The organism is Streptomyces aurantiaciflavus (assembly GCF_049808595.1).
Lineage (GTDB): Bacteria > Actinomycetota > Actinomycetes > Streptomycetales > Streptomycetaceae > Streptomyces.
On record NZ_JBNCAQ010000068.1, the window covers coordinates 1 to 16,523 of the forward strand.

Here is a 16,523-nt window from a genome sequence, read left to right on the forward strand (position 1 = left end):
CTAGGGCCTGTGTGATGTTGTGATCAACCAGTTGGCTTCAGGAGGTCGTTGATCCAGATCATCGAGGCGCGGAGATGGAGGCCGGCGAGGTAGCTCTCGGGCGTCTTGTCGTATCGAGTCGCGATTCCCCGCCAGGCCTTCAGCTTGTTGATCAGGCGCTCGACGGTGTTCCGTTCCTTGTAGAGATCGACGTCATGGCGTGTGGGCCGGCCGCCCCGGCTGCCTTTCTTCTTCCGGTTGGCGGCTTGGTCCTTCTTCTCCGGGATGACTGCCTTGATGTTGCGTTTGCGCAGGTAAGAGCGGTTGGCGCGGGACGAGTAGGCCTTGTCCGCGGCGACAGCGTCAGGCCGGGTTCGGGGACGGCCGACAGGCAGACGAACCCGCACCTTGTGCAGCACGGGCACGAACTGCGGGCTGTCGGCGGCCTGTCCTGCGGTCAGCACGAGGCATAGCGGACGGCACTTGCGGTCGGCGGCGAGATGAATCTTGCTCGTCAGCCCACCACGGGATCTGCCCAGCAGGGCTTGCTTCAAGCGGAGCTTGCGCCGTCGTCTGACGCGCCACCGCTCTTCCCGTTCGGGGTCGTCACTGCCGTCCTGCCCGTTCTGTTCCGGCGGGCCGCCCCCTTTTGCCGGGCCCGCTCCTGCTCGGCGGCGGCTTCCTCCAGGGCGTCCATGACCTCCTTGCCGATGCGCATCCCGGCGGCGTCGTGATGGGCGCGGGCGGTGGTGGAGTCCACGCTGACCAGGGACAAGTCCGTCTTCCCCTGGCGAGCGGCCTCAGCGATCACACCTTCCAGCAGCGCGGTGAAGACACCGGCGTCCCTCCACACCCGGAAGCGACCGTAGACCGTCGGCCACGGGCCGAACTCGCCGGGCATCTCCCGCCACTGACTGCTGGTGCGGAACCGCCAGATCACCCCTTCGAACTGCTCCCGCAGCCGTCCGGGGTACGGGCCGTACTCGCCTATCGGCAGGAACGGCTCGATCAACTTCCACTGGTCGTCGGTGAGTTGGCTACGCGTCACGATCGTCTTCCTACCGGATCCGCCTGACCGGCGGATCCGGATCCCAAGATTGATCACGACATCACACAGGCCCTAGTGCCGCGGCAGGCAACGTTTGCCCGTTGAGGAGCGGGGTCCGGTGCGTGCTCTCGGTGTGCCGGCCGGAAGCCCTCGTACTGGATGTACTTGGGCTTTCGGCCGGTGCGGCGAGAGGGCGTGCCGGGCGTCGCGACGGGGCGAACGTTGCCTGTCGCGGCACTAGTGACAACTGAGCTTCTTCCCCCCACTTCTGGCTTCCTTGGAGATGACAGTGATGCGCAGCGAGCTGCCGGCGTTCCGGGCAGGGCATGTCGACGGTGCGAATGTCAGATCATCGGGCTCAGTGCTGGTCGAGGACAGTGTGATCCGTGACGTGGACCTCTCTGCAGCGGTACCGCCGCGACGGTGACGGCCCCAAGGCCGCACGGACAGACGATTGCCGGGCTGATTGACGTACACGTTTACCTGCGTTGGGCCGCCGGCAGGGACGCAGTGGGGCCACTCCTGCGAGAAGGCACGTCGTCGAACGTCCTCACCACGTGAAACCGTCCGCGGATTCCCTAGGCGTACGGACCTCAGCCGTGCCCCGCAGCGAAACCTGAACCGGCGTGGCCGCCCTGTCACCGATACCGCCATCAGCAGACGAATGCATTGCTGCCCTGGACCAGCGGTCCTGCTCGCAGTGGCCGACTGGCGTGCCCGGCCGGAGCGGCGAACGCGGCCTCCTGCCCAGCGGCTCGCTGTGTGAGCCCTAGGAGCAGCTCGACGCCGTACACACGCGCCGTACAGAAACCCGAAACTAGCGAGGAGATGAGAATGAGCAGTTCCACCGCACCCGTCGGAGTGGGTTCGGGCTTCGATCCGGAGGCGATTCGCCGCAAGTACCTCGACGAGAGCAAGAAGCGGCGGTCGGCGAGGCCGCCGGCTAGGCGGGCGGTCGCAGAGAGCGTCGTCGCCTCCGTCGAGGACCCCTTCGTCGAACCGGGATTCGAGCGAGAGCCGCTGCGCGACGAGATCGATGTCGTGGTCGTCGGTGGTGGCATCACCGGTCTGGTCACGGGTGCCCATCTACGCAAGGCCGGTGTCCCGCTCGTGCGCATGATCGAGAAGGGGGGCGGGTTCGGCGGAGTCTGGTACTGGAACCGCTACCCCGGCATCCGCTGCGACATCGACGCCTACATCTACCTGCCCATGCTCGAGGACGTCGGCACGATGCCGAGCGAGAAGTACACCATGGGGGACGAGATCCGCGCGCACTGCCAGGCGCTCGCCGAGACGTTCAACCTGGACGAGGCCGCCTGCCTGCAGACCCGGGTGACCGCGATGCGCTGGGACGATGAGGCCGACCTCTGGACCGTCACGACGGATCGCGGCGACGAGATCCGCGCCAGGTTCGTCTGCCTGGCCAGCGGAGCGCTGGACAATCCGAGCATCCCGGAAGTGGCCGGCCTCGACCAATTCGAGGGCCATGTCTTCCACTCCAGCCGCTGGGACTACGACTACACCGGCGGCGACGAACACGGGGGCCTGACCAAACTCGCCGGCAAGCGAGTGGCGGTCGTCGGCACCGCCGCCTCCGCGATCCAGTACATCCCCGAACTCGCCGAGTACGCGCAGCAGGTGACCGTCGTCCAGCGCACCCCGGTCGTCGTCATGCCGCGCAACAACAAGCCCACCGATCCCGAATGGTTCCGCAGCCTGCCCCGGGGCTGGCAGATGGAGCGGACGGAAAACTTCAGCGCGATCACGCAGACCCCTCCAGGAGAGGCGCCCCCCGAGCACGACATCGTCGACGACTCGGCCACCAGCTTGAGCAAGATGAGCCGCACCCCACCGCCGGAACTGTCCGACCTCCTCAAAGGGGCCGACCCCGGCACACGGGCGGTGATCACCAACTACGCGGCCATGGAGAAGATCCGGGCCGGCATGGCGGCGATCGTCAACGACCCGGACACTGCGGAGAAGCTCATGCCGTACTACAACCTGGGCTGCAACCGTCCCCAGTTCAGCGACACCTACCTCCAGGCGTACAACAACCCCAACGTGACGCTGCTGGACACCGAGGGCCGTGGCATCGAACGGCTCACCGCCAAGGGCATCGTGGTCGACGGTGTCGAGCACGAGGTCGACTGCGTCATCTTCGGCACCGGCTTCGTGCTGGATGCCGCCCGCTTCCCCATCACCGGACGCGGCGGGGAGTTGCTGTCCGACAAGTGGGCCGACGGCGTACGCACACTGCACGGCATCCTGGCCGCCGGATTTCCCAATCTGTTCCTGGTCGGCAGCCCCGCCCAGGCCGCGTTCCCGAACAACTACGCCTATCTCCTGTACGGGCAGGGATCGTACGTCTCCACCCTCGTCAAACGCTGCCTCGACGAAGGATTCACGAGCGTCGAGGTCCGCCCGGAGGCAGAGGAGCACTGGGCACAACAGATCAAGGAAAGGGCCGCGGGCATTCCCGCAGTGGATTTCGGCTGCGCACCCACCCCCTACGGGGGACTGATCAACTCGGGATACCCCGGTGGGCCGGTGGAGTATCTGCGGATCTGCCGGGAGTGGCTGGAGGACGGGTGGGAGCGCGACCTGGTCTTCCGGTACCCGGCCGACGCGACGGCCTGAGCTCGAGCAGTCCGCCTGCCCGCTGATGTGTCAGCCGCCACGACCGCCTCACGCCCGCCGCGCTGTGTCTGCTCGGCGGGCTTCCCCCCGGCCGAGGTCCAGTCGGCCTGCTGACGGCAGACCTCGGGTCGCCCCAGCGAGCGAGCGGCCGCCTGGGCTACGAGAACACGGAGCGGACAAGTGTCACCTGGCGACCACCAGGTGACCGCTGCCCGCCAGGTGCCTCGGCGAATCCCAGGTGACGATTTGAGAGCGAGCAACCCGCCGCCGACACACCTCGTGACACACCCGCACCGCGCCGGAAGGACATCCCATGACCGCCACCGCACCCAAGGCCCCGACCGCACCAGGGGTGCGGTCCTGGTGGGGAATCCCGTACGCCACCGCCGAGCGGTACCGCCGCCCCGTGGTCGCGGACTTCGATCCAAGCCTCCCCTACGACCGCAAGGGCGTCGTCTCCATCCAGCCCGACAGCGGCGACTGGCTCGAAGCGGACAGCGGGATGGGCGAGGACTGCCTGAACCTTAACGTGTGGGCCCCCGCGCGGCCGGCCGGCAAGGCGCTCCCGGTGACCGTGTACATCCACGGCGGCGGATTCGAGTACGGCGCGAACACCCAGATCACCTCGAACGCCGCCGGTCTCGCCGCGACGGGACGCGTGGTGGGCGTGTCCATCAACTACCGGCTCGGTGCCCTGGGCCCGCTCTCGCTCTCGCAATACGGCGGGAAGCTCGCCGAGGCCAGCAACCTCTTCCTCCAGGACATCATCGCCGCGCTCACCTGGATCCAGCGGAACATCGCCCACTTCGGCGGCGACCCCGACAACGTCACCGTCTACGGCCACAGCGGCGGCGCCTACTCCACCTTCGGACTGCTCGGCGCCTCCTCCGCCGACGGCCTGTACCGGCGACTGGCCGGGTTCTCCGGCGGGCCCGCCCGCTCCATCCCGGCCTGGTGGGCCGAGGAACTCGCACACCTGTTCGTCACCGAACTCGGCGTCGCGGACACCCCGGAGAAGCTGCTGGACCTCGACCCGCTCACCCTGCGGGACGCCCTGCGCAAGGTCCTCCCGACAGACCTCGGAGTCCGCGGCGGGGTGGACAACAAGGCCACCGGCGTCGTCCTGGACATCGGGCAGCCCGGCGCGGTGGTGCACGCCCACCCCATGGACGTCCTCGCCTCGGGCGCGCACCGCGACGTCGACATCCTGCTGAGCATGGCCAGCGACGACATGGGCTGGTGGGTGGCGAACGACCTCGACCGGTTCGACCCGGGCACCGTCGACCGCGTCGTCGACGAGGTCGCGGGGTGGCGCATCTCCCGCTCCCGCGCGCAGAAGATCGTCGGCGCCTACGACCAGGGCGGCCGTACCCCGTCCGAGGTCCGCGCCGCGGTCATGGCGGACTACCTCTTCGCGATCCCCGCAGCCCGCGGCGCCCTGGCCCACGCCGCCGCCGGCGGCAACGCCCACCTCCTGGTGATCGGCCCCGCCGAGGGCGCGCCCGCCGTGCACGGCACCGAGATGTACGCCCTGGTGGGTCAGGAACAGCCGGGCCGCAGCCGCGAACAGGCCGAGCGGGACACCCGTATCCGCGACATCGTGCTCGATTTCGCCACCGGCGAGCAGTCCCGTCTGTGGCCCGCGGTCACGGGCAAGCCCACCTCGGAAACCGTCGGCAACTCGCCCTTCGACGGCACCGCCCACTACCAGCAGGTCCTCGACCTGTGGGAGGGCATCGACCGCCCCTGACGGCCGACGGGCGATACGGACAACGCAGGGGACAACAGGGAGTGAGGTGCTCGACATGAGCCAACCGACAGCAGCATCCGACGCCGCACCGGCGACGATGAGGGCCGTCGTCGTCACCCAGCCCGGCGGCCTGGAGGCACTGGAGATCAAGGACGTCCCGGTGCCCGTCCGCAAGCCCGGCTGGGTGCGGATCAAGGTCAAAGCGTTCGGCGTCAACGAATCCGAGGTCACCACCCGCAAGGGAGAGTCGGACGCGGAGGTCACCTATCCGCGGGTGCCCGGCATCGAGGGCGTCGGCGTGGTCGACGAGGCCGACGAGGACAGCGGTCTGCGGCCGGGACAGCAGGTCGCGACGATGATGGGCGGCATGGGCCGCGCCTACGACGGCGCGTACGCCCAGTACGTGACCGTCCCTGCCGGTCAGGTCATCCCGTTCGAGACCGGCCTGCCGTGGGACGTGGTCGGCGCGCTGCCGGAGATGTTCCAGACCGCCTACGGATCCCTGACCCGCGGCCTGGACCTCAAGTCCGGGCAGACGCTGCTCATCCGCGGCGGCACCTCCACGGTGGGGCTGAGCGCGGCGACGATGGCCAAGGAGATCGGCGTCACCGTCATCTCCACCACCCGCAACGCCGACCGCGGCGACGAGCTCCGGGCGATGGGCGTCGACCATCCGGTCGTGGACGACGGGCGGATTGCCGAAAAGGTACGGGACCTGGTACCGCAAGGCGTCGACGCGGCGCTGGAGCTGGTGGGGTGCACCGTCCTGCCGGACACTTTCGGATGCGTACGGGTGCACGGCTCCGTCTGCTTCACCGGCGCCCTGGGGGGCGGGTGGACCGTCCCCGACTTCACCCCGTTCATGATCCCCAGCGGGGTGCGGCTGACCAGTTACGCGGGTGAGGCCGCCGACCTGCCAGCCCAGGTGTTCCAGCAGCAGCTCCAGGCCATCGCCGACGGCCGGCTCAACGTCCCGGTCGCGAAGACCTACCGAGGTCTGGAGCAGGTGCGCGACGCCCAGGCCGACGTCGAGTCCGGGAGGACACCGGGCAAGCACGTCGTGCTGCTCGACGACTGAAGGACGCCGAGCAGCACAGGGCAGCGTCCACGACCAGAAGGACATCGACGTCACGGCGCCACAGGGCAAGCTGGTCGCGCGCCGGAGTGGCCGACGCGGGAAAGTCCTGCCCCTCCTCGGCGTGCTGTACGCCGGCTGGTTCCGCCTGGAGACGCTGCCCACCTACACCCGGCGTCGCCCGACCCGGGCCGCGCGGGCGGCCCTGGACAGCGACCGAATACGTCCCGGACCGCGCTCGCGCCGCGCCAGCGCCCGCGTCCCAGGTGCGCACTTCGGTCGGATACTGACGGCTCGCCACCCGGCAAGGGGACTTGGACGGGGGCTACGGCCGCCGCCTTCCGCTCACGGGTCGGTGGTGGCTTCGCGGGCCGCGAACGCGGCCGGAGTCTGACCGGTACGGGCGCGGAAGAAGCGGCCGAAGTTCGCCGGGTCGGTGAAGCCGAGGTGTACGGCCACATCCCGCGCGGCCCACCGTGCACCTCGCAGCAGACGCCGGGCTTCGAGCAGCCGCCGCTCGTCGATGAGTTCCCTTACCCCCTTGCCGGTGGTGTCCCGGGCGGCGCGGCTGAGTGTGCGGACCGAACAGCCCAGCAGCTCGGCGTAGTCCGCCGCCTGGTGCAGTTCGCGGAAGTGCAGCTCCAGGGCGTCCACGAACCGTCCGTACGTGTCAGCGCGCCCCCTGGCGGTCGTCGTGTCGGGAGGGGCGACGCCGGCGGAGTTGGCGAGGCGCAGCAGCAGAGATTCGAGCAGGCTGCGCCGCAGGGCGTGGTGGACTTCGAGGGGGCGGCGCCCGAGCGCGCGGTGTTCGTCGACGAGCTGGAGCGCCGTTTGCTGGAGCCAGATGGCGTCGTCGGGGTGCGGGCTCAGTACGGCAGGGGCCTCGTGCGAGGTGAGCGGGGCCAGGAGACGGGCGGTGTCGGCGGTCAGCACGTCCGGCTCGAACAGGATGAACGGGCCGCGGGCGGTGCCGGGCGGATGCCAGCACTGCGCGTGTCCGGGACGCACCCACAGCCACTGGCCGGGGACGACGCTCCGCGTGACGTGGTCGACGTCGTGCCGCAGTTCACCCTCGATGACCAGGATCAGGTAGTGGAAGGTGGCGCGCCCCGGGAGGGGCGGATTCCACGGCCAGTCGTCGTGCTGGACGAAGAAGTCCTCGATGAGGCTGACCTCAAGGCCGTACGGGGTGCCGACCGGGGGCTGGAAACCGTACAGCGGGACCGCGGCCGATCCGGCCTGTCCGCTCGGGCTGGGGTGTCGCTTGCCGACCATCACGTGTCCGCAGCCTACCGCCCTCTTTGTCGGCTTCGAGGGAAGGATGGGACGTGCCGCCAGGACCGCGCGACATGCGCTCCGTGTCCTTCGATGCCGCAGTCCCCTACCACCCGAGGAGGCCCACCGCCCATGGACGGACCGACCCTGCAGAAGACCGCCGCCGACTGTGCGGAAGAACTCCCCGGGGCCCAGCTGGAGCACCCCTTCGGCCCCGACTGGGAGGTGTTCAAAGTACGCGGCAAGGTGTTCATGCTGATGACAGACGTCCCCGGCCGGCCTGTCGTGATCCTCAAGGCGGACCCTGGTGAGGCCCACGCCCTGCAAGAACACAACAGCCACATCACTCCCGGCTATCACATGAACAAGAAGCACTGGATCACGCTGGAGGGCGGGGACGGCATCGGCAAGGAACTCGTCACCGACTCCTACCTGCTCGTCGTTGCCCACCTGCCCAAGGCCCAGCAACCCGTCGACCCGCACACCTACGGCAACGGCACCCGGGCAGCCCAGTGAGCGCGGCCGGCGACCGGCTCCAGGACACCGCCCGCCAGGCGGCTCTCGCCCTTCCCGGCGTCAGCCACGGACGCCCCTTCACCCCTGCACTGGACGTGTACAAGGTCGCGGGCAAGGTGTTCCTGATCGTCACCGACGACCCGGACGAGCAGATCATCACGGTCAAGTGCGAACCCGAACACGCCCGCGCGCAAGAACACGGCTACGCGTCGATCACACCGGGCCGCTATCTCGACAAACGGCACTGGATCTCGCTGGGGCCAGGCCCCGGCATCACCAAGCAGCTGGTCACCGATGCTGTCGAGAATTCATACGACCTGGTCATCGAGCGGCTGCCACGACGCGACCGTCTCGCTGCTCGCTGAGCGCCGCGAGCCGCTGAGCCGTCGGTCGTCAGTGTCCCGTGCCGGGCGCCACGTCCGCACACCTCCACCTCCGACCCGAGAGACCGATGGAACCGATCGAAGCGACTCTGCCACTATTCGATGAGGAGCCCGTTCGGCCACTCGCCGACCGCCTGCGCCCCACACAGCTGGAAGATGTCGTCGGGCAGGACCACATCCTGGCCCCGGACGCCCCCCTGGGCCGCATGGTCGCCCAGCAGCGCATCAGCTCCGCCATCCTGTGGGGGCCGCCCGGCGTCGGGAAAACGACCATCGCCCGACTCCTCGCGCACGGCAGCAACCTGTCCTTCGAACCGGTGTCCGCCACCTTCTCCGGCGTGGCAGATCTGCGGAAGGTCTTCGCCGCCGCACGCAGCCGGCGCGGCATCGGCCAGGGCACCTTGCTGTTCGTCGACGAGATCCACCGCTTCAACCGCGCCCAGCAGGACAGCTTCCTTCCTTACGTCGAGGACGGCACGATCACCCTGATCGGCGCCACCACGGAGAACCCGAGCTTCGAACTCAACGGTGCCCTCCTCTCCCGCACCCAGACGCCCGGCCCACGCCCCGAGCTTCAGCTAGCCGCCGCACGGCCGCGGCCCGCGCGCGCCGCCTCCTTGCTCACGCGGACACCGCCGACCGCTCCAGCCAGCCCTCCTCGCTGAAACCCGCCGGCTCCCACGCGCCCTCCGGCACCAGCTCCAGCCGGGTGCGCATCTCCAGCTCCTGCAAGGTGTGCAAGTACAGCGCCGTGGTCGTCGCCGAGCGATGACCGAGCCTGATCCGCACCCAATTCAGCGGATCACCGAACACCCGCTGGTACGTCAGCCGCTGCCGCTCGTTCATCTCCCCCAGCGCCTGCAGATGCCCCCGCCACAACAACTCCAGCGTGATCACCGCATACGAATGCCGCAGCATGTGCGGCGTCGCCCCCACGTCCATACCCTGGGCCCGGCACCGCGCGTTGGCGTCGGCGAAGACCTGCTTCCACCCCGACACCGTCATCGGCAGGCCCCACTGGTTCAGCCACACCATTGCCGGCTCCCACCCGCCATCAACCGTCGCCACCAGCAGCCGGCGCCGCTCGCCGTCCTCTAGACGTCGCGCACATCCCGCAGCACCGACACCGACCAGTACACCGCCCGCCCCGACCTCCCCTTGGAGATCGCGTGCGGCAGCACCGCCCGCGCATTGACGACCCCAGACCCCGCAGGCCGCAGCCCGGGCAGATCGAACACCGTCAGCGCCGAGTGCTTGCACAACCGCAGCCCCGTACGGACCATCGAGTCCGAGTACGCCGCGTTCCGCGCCGCCCACCTTCCACGGAACCCGCGTCTAGGCATCTCCTGCGCGTCATAGCCGCACAATCCGACATTGCGCCACAGCCGATACGACCTCGGAGGCAGCCACTTCACCTCCCGCCGGGCCCCCGTGTGGGACGCCTCGGCCGGCACCTGCCGCACCGCACTCCCGTCAGCCCCGCGCCGCCAGGGGGACCACACCGCGGCAGCACGCTGACGGATGGGATTGGCCCTCACGAGGTCCTGCTCGATCGCCCACAGGTAGAACTGGTTGACCGTGGACACCTCCCGGTCCCAGCTCGTGTCCTCCAGGCGAGGTCCACGCTCGTCGCGACGACGCCACCACTCGTACTCCGCCCGGTCATCCATGGACGCGTCACGCTAGTCATACCGGCCTCGCGCGAACCACAGGAAGTCGAAATATGTGCGCAAGTCCCGGGCATGGGCGGCCTGAGTGTTCCACGGTGACGACGCCCACCACACCGAGAAGTACCGGTTCAGCGCCACGTCGTAACCGCACGCCGGACTGATCAGGAACGGCTGCCCCTCAGGGACTCCCCGATCGTCCAAGACCTCGTTGAGACCGGCGAACAGGTCGCTGAACTCCCGCGTGAATGGGGTCACTTCGCACGGCCTCGCCAAGTCTCGGCGAGTGAAGTGCACCCGCCAACCGGTGATCGACATGACGGTGGACGATAGCCCGTGGACAGCTCAACAGCGCATAACCGAAGTGGGACGGTTCTCCAGACACTCAGAACTGTCTCATCGAGTGGCTGTCGGGCCGGGCACTGCGCTCAGGGCAATGTGGTGCCCGGAAAGCCTTCGCCCAACGTCATGCAGGTCCGGCAGGCTCTTGGCCATGACCACACCGTCCTTCATCCCCGGGCTGGAGCTCTCCCGCCGCTTCTACCTGGAAGCCGTCCGGCCCCTGCTGGACGAGGCCGCGCCCGGCATCCGTCACTCCGCCGCCCGTCTCGGCAGCGGCTCGGAGGTCCTGGGATTCGACACCGCACGCTCCGTCGACCACGAGTGGGGACCCCGCCTCCAGCTCTTTCTGCGCCCGGAAGATGTCACCCTCCACAAAGCAACGATCAAGGACCTGCTCTCCACACGTCTGCCGAAGACCTTCTACGGCTACCCCACGCACTTCGCGCCCACAGCCGAGGCTGGCATCCGCGTCATGCAGTCGACCGACGGGCCGGTGCACCACCGCGTCGACATCACCGACCCGGCCACCTGGTTCACCGCGCAGCTGGGCTTCGACCCCGGCCAAGGCGCCACCCTGACGGACTGGCTGGCCACCCCCACGCAGCGGCTCGCCGAAGTCACCGCCGGCGCCATCTTCCATGACGGCCTCGGCCGACTCACCCCGGCCCGCACGCATCTCGCCTGGTATCCCCACGATCTCTGGCTCCACGTGCTTGCCTGCCAGTGGCAGCGCATCTCCCAGGAGGAGGCCTTCGTCGGCCGGTGCGGCGAAGTGGGCGACGAACTCGGCTCTGCCGTCGTCGCCGCCCGCCTGGTCCGCGATCTGATGCGGCTCGGCCTGCTCATGGACCGCCGCTACCCGCCGTACAGCAAATGGCTCGCAAGCGCCTTCGCCCGCACCCCGCAGGCAGCCGTCCTCACGCCCGTCCTCTCCGCAGCCCTCGCCGCCCCCGACTGGCACACTCGCGAGCACCACCTTGCCCGCGCCTACGAGACCGTCGCCGCCGCCCACAACCGGCTCGGCATCACCGACCCGGTCGACCCCACCACTCGCACCTACCACAGCAGACCGTTCCAGGTCCTGCACGCCGAACGCTTCACGGCGGCCTTGACGGCCCGCGTCGTCGACCCGGCCGTACGCGCACTGCCACTGACTGGCACCGCCGACCAGTTCATCGACAGCACCGACATCCTCAGCCACCCAGCACGGGCAAGAGCAGCAACCCGGGCCACCGCCTCCGCCCCAGAGCCCTGACGTCGTGACATCGGGCCCCCACTGCGATTCCAGTTCGGCAGCGCCCTCGCCACGGCACCACCGTCAAATCCGCTACCCAAGTGGTCGACGCTCGAAGTCCTTCGGGGGTTGTCGGAGAAGGCGAGGCTGTGGAAGGCGCGAGCCAGAGGTAAAGCAGCTGTTTCTAAACCACGGTTGTCAAGAGAGCGCAGTGGTGGTGGTTGGGAACCCCGGCACGGCGTGGTCCGGACTTGTTTTCATCCTGGTGTTGAATGACGGTCATGTTCAGTATCACCGTGTCTCGGTCGCTGACCGTTGACCACGTGGTCGGCTTCTTCGAGGAACTGATCCCGGCTGGCCTGCAGTTGGTGGTTCAGCCGGACGACGTCGACATTCCGGACAACACGGGAGACCTGTGGATACGCCTGGTGGGCAACGAAGATCCGGCGTGGCCGCTTTCCTTGGATGTGGTCGGCGGGTACGACTGTGGACTTGGGCCGTACCCTGACCTCCGTGCCGCAGAGCACATGGGAGAGCGACTCGGTGTAGACGTCTTGTGCGGCGTCGATCCAGACGTAGTCGATGTCGACCACCAGGATCCGTACCACAGGCTGGTGCTGGTCGGTGGCCAGTGGTACCTGGCTAGCGTTGCTTTCACTCGGCTCATGGGACCGGACTGGGCAGGCTCGCTGCACGACGAACCCGTAAAGCTCATCCGACCGGTAGTGGTTCGGACACGTCAAGCCGCACCTCGTCCTCGAGGAACAAGGGCTACCGGTGTCAGGCCGCCAGCTTCGGGGCGGTAGTGGACTTCCCGGGCGAGCAGGTGAGACGGCGCGTCATCAACCCCCGTCACCCCGGAAGGCAGGTCATTCTCACCATGTGCCCCTTGCTCCCGCCGTGCTGGTCGTGCTGACCACCTCCGAGCGCCACCGGTTGAAGAAAATGGCCTATGGCCACAAGAACGAGCGCGCCGGCGCCCCAGGCCCGCAGGGGCAAGGAGTCGTCGTTGAGGACACGCCGGAGCATCGCGAGCCGGCGATGCTGGTGCAGCGGTTCTCGGTCCTGGGTAATGACCGCAGGCGGCAGCGTGAGGCGGGGCATCCAGCTACCTCCTCGCGATCGACGAACTCGGCTACATGGAACTCGACCGCCGCGGCGCCGAACTGCCGGACAGGTGTTGACCGAGAGGGAGGAAAAGGCGTCCGTGACCATCGCTTCCAACGAATCGTTCGGAGGCTGAACAAAGACCTTCACCGATCCACGGCTCTGCGCTGCCATCGTGGACCGGCTCACCTTCGGCGGCAACATCATCGAGACCGGGACGGACTGCTACCGGCTTGCTCATGCCAAGAGCCATCGAGCAGAAGACTGATCGCCGCCGCGGCGTCCGCAACCGTTCGATCTGCCCGCACCTCGCTGCCTGGCCAAGGCCGTTGTCCGCCGACCCACATCGTCCGCAATCCAGCCGCCCGGCCGCCCGCGATGTCGTGGTCGGGATTGTCGCCGATCATCCATCCGCCGTCGGACAGGTCCCGACCACACCGTTCAGCGGCCAGTTGGAAGATCCGGACATCCGGTTTGCGGATGCCGACGTCGCCGGAGACGCAGCAGGCGTCGACCCGCTCGCCCAGCCCGGTCCGCTCGATCTTCATGAACTGGTTGTCGGCCATGCCGTTGCTGACGATGCCCACCCACCAGCCCGAGGCCCGCAACTGCGACAGACCTTCAAGCACCTGCGGGTCACACCGGACGAGGTCGGGCATCCGGACGCGGAAGGCGGCCCACAGCTCCTCAGCCGCCTGCGTCAGTGCGAAGTGTTCCCGCACGTCACGAAAGAACTGATCCCGGGGCCCGGTTCTCAGCCTGTCCGCGGCGATCAGCCAACGCGGCGCCTCGTCTCCGAGGTCGTGCTCGTCGGCGAACTCCGTCGCCCACACAGAAAATGCGAGCTGCCGGTCGATCAGGGTGTCATCCAGATCGAACAGTGCCAACCTCTGCACAGACACCCACCTCCCACAGCCTGCCCGATCCAGCCTCACCCGCTCGCCGAGGTGGGGCCAATTCTCGTTGTCAGATGATGGCACGGAGATCCCCAGGTGGGGCCAATTCACGCTGTCCTCCGGGGCCATCGAAAAGGGTCGAAGCCACTGCTGCACTGTCCGATTGCGCGCCCTCGGTCGGCGAGCCATGAGAGGAAAGTGCCAGCTTGGGTGACTTCGTGCTTGGTGTGGTTGGTCTGGGAGCTTCCCAACGGTGCCTTCTCGGTCTTTGCCCGCAGGCACCTCATCTGGTGCCACGTGGCGAAGTGCCGGAGAAACTGATGGTGTTCGGGTTCCTCAATGGCGGCGAGCCGTTCGATCAGCCAGCGCTGACAGAGCAGCGGCTGTCGGCCGACTCGCGGGAGGACGCCGCTGTCCATCAGCAGGTCACGCAGGTGAGTGACAGTCCGCCAGGGAGTTTCCGGAGCCATGATCTCACCGGCCGCCTTGCTGCTGGCCCGCTTCGACACCATCGGTCACCTGCGGCTGATTGCCCGCATCACCCCCCTGCCCACCGGCGTGCGGCGCGACCTCGGGCAGCGACTGCATCCAGCTGGCCCCGATCACCCTGGCACGGTGGCCGCTTCAGCGCCGGCTGGGGCACCCGCGGTGAGCTGGAGTACCACCCCCGTACGGCCCGGCCTGGTGGCAGAGTCCCTCGCCGACACCGCCGTCGACGAGGGCCCCTACCGCCATCCCGTCCGCTTCGTGCGGCTGCGTGGCGATCTCACCGCGCCACAGGTCCCTCCCTTCGGCACCTGACGGTGCACCACGCGACGCTCCTGCGGGCGCCGGGGCCGAGCTCGGCGGGCAGGTCGCGGACCCTGCTCGACCTCGTCGCGAACCGGCCCTACGGCGACGAGCGCGTGGCGGCACTCACTGTCAGCCGGAGTGCCGTGCCGCCGTGGTCGCCTTGTCACCGCGTAGGGAGCGGGAGGCTCAAGAGGCGCTCCAGCGGGGGGCGCGGCCGAGGTAACCCAGGAGGACCGCCACGTCGTCGTCGCCCTGCTCGGGGGCCAGGGCAGCGGTGTACGCGCGGGGGCGCAGCGGCTCGACGATCTCCCTGGCGACCTTGAGGAGGGGGCGGGCCAGCTCGGGCGTGAGCGGCGACGGCCGGCCCGTCGCCACGGCGATGTCCCAGGCGTGGACCGCTGCGTCCAGCCCGCACGCCGCCGAGCCGGACCACGGGGACAACTTGTGCGGCGGCACCGGCACGGGCACCTCGGCGGCGTCCCGGTCGACCCCCGCCCACGCCTCCGCCGCGCGTGCCAGGGCGTCCTCCAGGAACGCCGCCGGGTCCACCCCCTCCAGATCGCCCGACGGGGCGAACGGGTTGAAGTCGGGGCCGGGTTCGCCGGTCAGCGCGGCAGCGTAGCCGATCTGGTCGCCGACGGCGTGCTGGAAGACCTGAGCGACGGTCCAGGCCGCGCAGGGCGTCGGCAGGTGCCAGCCGTCGGCGGGGACGGCGCGGACCGCCGTGCGCAGTGCTTCGTGGGAGGCGTCCAGGACGTCCCAACCGCTGCAGATCATGCCATCGCTCATCGGAGAGTTCCCTGTCGTGGTGCCGTCACAGTGATGAATGTTGTTGTCATGCGTTCACCTTCGGCCCGTGACGAGAGGACTACCAGTGCCCTCTGCGACGGTAGGACTGCCAGTACCAGGCACAACGGCTGTCCGGCGGAGACAATGGCCGAGTGGACGAGACCCTGGGCACGGCATTGCGCCGCTGGCGCGACCGGCTTTCTCCCCTCGACGTCGGGCGGCCTTCGCGGCCCGGACGACGTGCGGTGGGGCTGCGACGCGAGGAACTGGCCGAGCTCGCGGGGCTGTCGGTCGACTATGTGGTGCGGCTGGAGCAGGGGCGGGCCACGAGCCCTTCGGCGCAGGTCGTCGCGAGCCTGGCCAGGGCACTGCAGCTGCAGCCCATGGAGCGCGATCACGCCTACCGGCTGGCCGGCCTGCTCCCGCCCCAGGAGGGGACGATCTCCACGCATGTTCCGGCGGGGGTCCAGCGGATGCTGGCCCGCCTCGGGGAGTTCCCCGTGGGCGTGTTCAGCGCCGACTGGACCTTGCTGTCCTGGACCCCGGCATGGGCAGTGCTGCTGGGCGACCCCAGCGCACGGACACACGTCGAGCGGAATCTGGCGCGGGCGGTCTTCGCCGCAGGGCCCAGCCGGCTCGCGGCCTGGCCCGTGCTCCAGGACGGCGACGCCCTGAACCCCGCCCTCGTCGCCGACCTGCGCACAGCTCTCGTCGACTACCCCCGCGACCGTGGCCTGACCGACCTCGTCGAGGAACTGAGGTCCACCAGCGCGGAGTTCACCCGACTGTGGGACGAGGGTGCGGTCGGACCGCACGTCTCGGCCCGCAAAACCATCCTGCACCCCCAGGTCGGCGAGGTGACGTGCGACTGCGACGTGCTCACCGTCCCGGGCTGCGACATCCGCCTCGTCGTCTACACGGTGGCCGCGGGTTCCGCCGACGCGGAAAAGCTGGAGTTCCTGCGGGTCACGGGCGGCGTCCGCACCGACGGCCCCTCGCCTCCGGGGCGAGGCAGCTTCTCCACGCCGTAACG

The 16,523-nt window shown here is 68.9% G+C and carries 15 protein-coding genes and 2 pseudogenes; 11 read left to right on the forward strand and 6 right to left on the reverse strand.

The genetic code is table 11. The annotated features are described in order from the left end of the window. Positions 1–23: 23 nt before the first annotated feature. Positions 24–1,027 (reverse strand): annotated as a pseudogene (locus ACPT94_RS41695) (IS5 family transposase). Positions 1,028–1,861: 834 nt separating this feature from the next. Here ACPT94_RS41695 and ACPT94_RS41700 point away from each other — a divergent pair. The 3 genes from ACPT94_RS41700 (at position 1,862) to ACPT94_RS41710 (ending at position 6,492) form a co-directional block, all read left to right on the forward strand. After that, positions 1,862–3,664: a flavin-containing monooxygenase gene (locus ACPT94_RS41700; protein WP_425248124.1), complete on the forward strand. Its 1,803-nt coding sequence runs from the start codon at positions 1,862–1,864 to the stop codon at positions 3,662–3,664. A gap of 313 nt (positions 3,665–3,977) precedes the next feature. Continuing rightward, the gene (locus ACPT94_RS41705) at positions 3,978–5,414 is read left to right on the forward strand and encodes a carboxylesterase family protein (RefSeq protein WP_360351859.1); all 1,437 of its coding nucleotides are present in this window, start codon (positions 3,978–3,980) and stop codon (positions 5,412–5,414) included. Between the two features lie 55 nt (positions 5,415–5,469). Continuing rightward, positions 5,470–6,492 carry an alcohol dehydrogenase catalytic domain-containing protein gene (locus ACPT94_RS41710; RefSeq protein ID WP_360351857.1) on the forward strand — a complete coding sequence of 341 codons (1,023 nt, stop codon included), beginning with the start codon at positions 5,470–5,472 and terminating at the stop codon, positions 6,490–6,492. Positions 6,493–6,834: 342 nt separating this feature from the next. On the opposite strand, the gene ACPT94_RS41715 is transcribed toward ACPT94_RS41710, so the two are convergent. Then, on the reverse strand, positions 6,835–7,767 hold the full coding sequence (locus ACPT94_RS41715; RefSeq protein WP_360351854.1) for a helix-turn-helix domain-containing protein: 933 nt from the start codon (positions 7,765–7,767) through the stop codon (positions 6,835–6,837). Positions 7,768–7,896: 129 nt separating this feature from the next. Between ACPT94_RS41715 and ACPT94_RS41720 the strand changes: the two genes are divergently transcribed. The 3 genes from ACPT94_RS41720 (at position 7,897) to ACPT94_RS41730 (ending at position 9,328) form a co-directional block, all read left to right on the forward strand. Continuing rightward, on the forward strand, positions 7,897–8,280 hold the full coding sequence (locus ACPT94_RS41720) for an MmcQ/YjbR family DNA-binding protein (RefSeq protein WP_360351852.1): 384 nt from the start codon (positions 7,897–7,899) through the stop codon (positions 8,278–8,280). Next, entirely contained in the window at positions 8,277–8,645 is a 369-nt protein-coding gene (locus ACPT94_RS41725; protein ID WP_360351849.1) for an MmcQ/YjbR family DNA-binding protein, read from the forward strand. Before ACPT94_RS41720 ends, ACPT94_RS41725 begins: the two co-directional genes overlap by 4 nt. A gap of 86 nt (positions 8,646–8,731) precedes the next feature. Then, complete coding sequence (locus ACPT94_RS41730) at positions 8,732–9,328, forward strand: AAA family ATPase (protein ID WP_425248125.1); 597 nt, start codon at positions 8,732–8,734, stop codon at positions 9,326–9,328. Here the strand turns inward: ACPT94_RS41730 and ACPT94_RS41735 are convergent. Further along, positions 9,285–9,698 (reverse strand): hypothetical protein, encoded by a 414-nt coding sequence (locus ACPT94_RS41735; RefSeq protein WP_360352247.1) that lies wholly within the window; start codon positions 9,696–9,698, stop codon positions 9,285–9,287. The genes ACPT94_RS41730 and ACPT94_RS41735 overlap by 44 nt on opposite strands. Before the next feature lie 59 nt (positions 9,699–9,757). Then, on the reverse strand, positions 9,758–10,333 hold the full coding sequence (locus ACPT94_RS41740; RefSeq protein WP_360352250.1) for a hypothetical protein: 576 nt from the start codon (positions 10,331–10,333) through the stop codon (positions 9,758–9,760). Positions 10,334–10,823: 490 nt separating this feature from the next. Between ACPT94_RS41740 and ACPT94_RS41745 the strand changes: the two genes are divergently transcribed. The 3 genes and pseudogenes from ACPT94_RS41745 to ACPT94_RS41755 all read left to right on the forward strand — a co-directional run. Next, positions 10,824–11,927 (forward strand): DUF4037 domain-containing protein, encoded by a 1,104-nt coding sequence (locus tag ACPT94_RS41745; RefSeq protein ID WP_360352255.1) that lies wholly within the window; start codon positions 10,824–10,826, stop codon positions 11,925–11,927. Between the two features lie 260 nt (positions 11,928–12,187). Further along, the gene (locus ACPT94_RS41750; RefSeq protein ID WP_425248126.1) at positions 12,188–12,712 is read left to right on the forward strand and encodes a hypothetical protein; all 525 of its coding nucleotides are present in this window, start codon (positions 12,188–12,190) and stop codon (positions 12,710–12,712) included. Between the two features lie 306 nt (positions 12,713–13,018). Continuing rightward, a pseudogene (locus ACPT94_RS41755) lies at positions 13,019–13,281 on the forward strand (ATP-binding protein); the annotation flags it as partial. On the opposite strand, the gene ACPT94_RS41760 reads toward ACPT94_RS41755, so the two are convergent. Then, on the reverse strand, positions 13,217–13,909 hold the full coding sequence (locus ACPT94_RS41760; RefSeq protein WP_360352261.1) for an HAD family hydrolase: 693 nt from the start codon (positions 13,907–13,909) through the stop codon (positions 13,217–13,219). The pseudogene ACPT94_RS41755 and the gene ACPT94_RS41760 sit on opposite strands and share 65 nt — an antisense overlap. A 468-nt stretch (positions 13,910–14,377) precedes the next feature. On the opposite strand from ACPT94_RS41760, the gene ACPT94_RS41765 reads away from it, so the two are divergent. Further along, a complete protein-coding gene (locus ACPT94_RS41765; protein ID WP_360352265.1) occupies positions 14,378–14,710 on the forward strand; it encodes a hypothetical protein in 333 nt (110 codons plus the stop codon). 177 nt (positions 14,711–14,887) lie between these two features. On the opposite strand, the gene ACPT94_RS41770 is transcribed toward ACPT94_RS41765, so the two are convergent. Next, complete coding sequence (locus ACPT94_RS41770) at positions 14,888–15,490, reverse strand: TIGR03086 family metal-binding protein (RefSeq protein WP_425248127.1); 603 nt, start codon at positions 15,488–15,490, stop codon at positions 14,888–14,890. A 152-nt stretch (positions 15,491–15,642) separates the two neighbouring features. Here ACPT94_RS41770 and ACPT94_RS41775 point away from each other — a divergent pair, with 152 nt between their 5' ends. Continuing rightward, positions 15,643–16,521 (forward strand): helix-turn-helix transcriptional regulator, encoded by an 879-nt coding sequence (locus ACPT94_RS41775; RefSeq protein ID WP_425245201.1) that lies wholly within the window; start codon positions 15,643–15,645, stop codon positions 16,519–16,521. Positions 16,522–16,523 lie beyond the last annotated feature (2 nt).

What these genes read in the sequence shown, in the direction of transcription:
- ACPT94_RS41700 (WP_425248124.1), top strand. Translation starts at nt 1,862, where the DNA reads ATGAGCAGTTCCACCGCACCCGTCGGAGTGGGTTCGGGCTTCGATCCG.
- ACPT94_RS41705 (WP_360351859.1), top strand. Translation starts at nt 3,978, where the DNA reads ATGACCGCCACCGCACCCAAGGCCCCGACCGCACCAGGGGTGCGGTCC.
- ACPT94_RS41710 (WP_360351857.1), top strand. Translation starts at nt 5,470, where the DNA reads ATGAGCCAACCGACAGCAGCATCCGACGCCGCACCGGCGACGATGAGG.
- ACPT94_RS41720 (WP_360351852.1), top strand. Translation starts at nt 7,897, where the DNA reads ATGGACGGACCGACCCTGCAGAAGACCGCCGCCGACTGTGCGGAAGAA.
- ACPT94_RS41730 (WP_425248125.1), top strand. Translation starts at nt 8,732, where the DNA reads ATGGAACCGATCGAAGCGACTCTGCCACTATTCGATGAGGAGCCCGTT.
- ACPT94_RS41735 (WP_360352247.1), bottom strand. Translation starts at nt 9,698, where the DNA reads ATGGTGTGGCTGAACCAGTGGGGCCTGCCGATGACGGTGTCGGGGTGG.
- ACPT94_RS41740 (WP_360352250.1), bottom strand. Translation starts at nt 10,333, where the DNA reads ATGGATGACCGGGCGGAGTACGAGTGGTGGCGTCGTCGCGACGAGCGT.
- ACPT94_RS41745 (WP_360352255.1), top strand. Translation starts at nt 10,824, where the DNA reads ATGACCACACCGTCCTTCATCCCCGGGCTGGAGCTCTCCCGCCGCTTC.
- ACPT94_RS41750 (WP_425248126.1), top strand. Translation starts at nt 12,188, where the DNA reads ATGTTCAGTATCACCGTGTCTCGGTCGCTGACCGTTGACCACGTGGTC.
- ACPT94_RS41765 (WP_360352265.1), top strand. Translation starts at nt 14,378, where the DNA reads ATGATCTCACCGGCCGCCTTGCTGCTGGCCCGCTTCGACACCATCGGT.
- ACPT94_RS41770 (WP_425248127.1), bottom strand. Translation starts at nt 15,490, where the DNA reads ATGAGCGATGGCATGATCTGCAGCGGTTGGGACGTCCTGGACGCCTCC.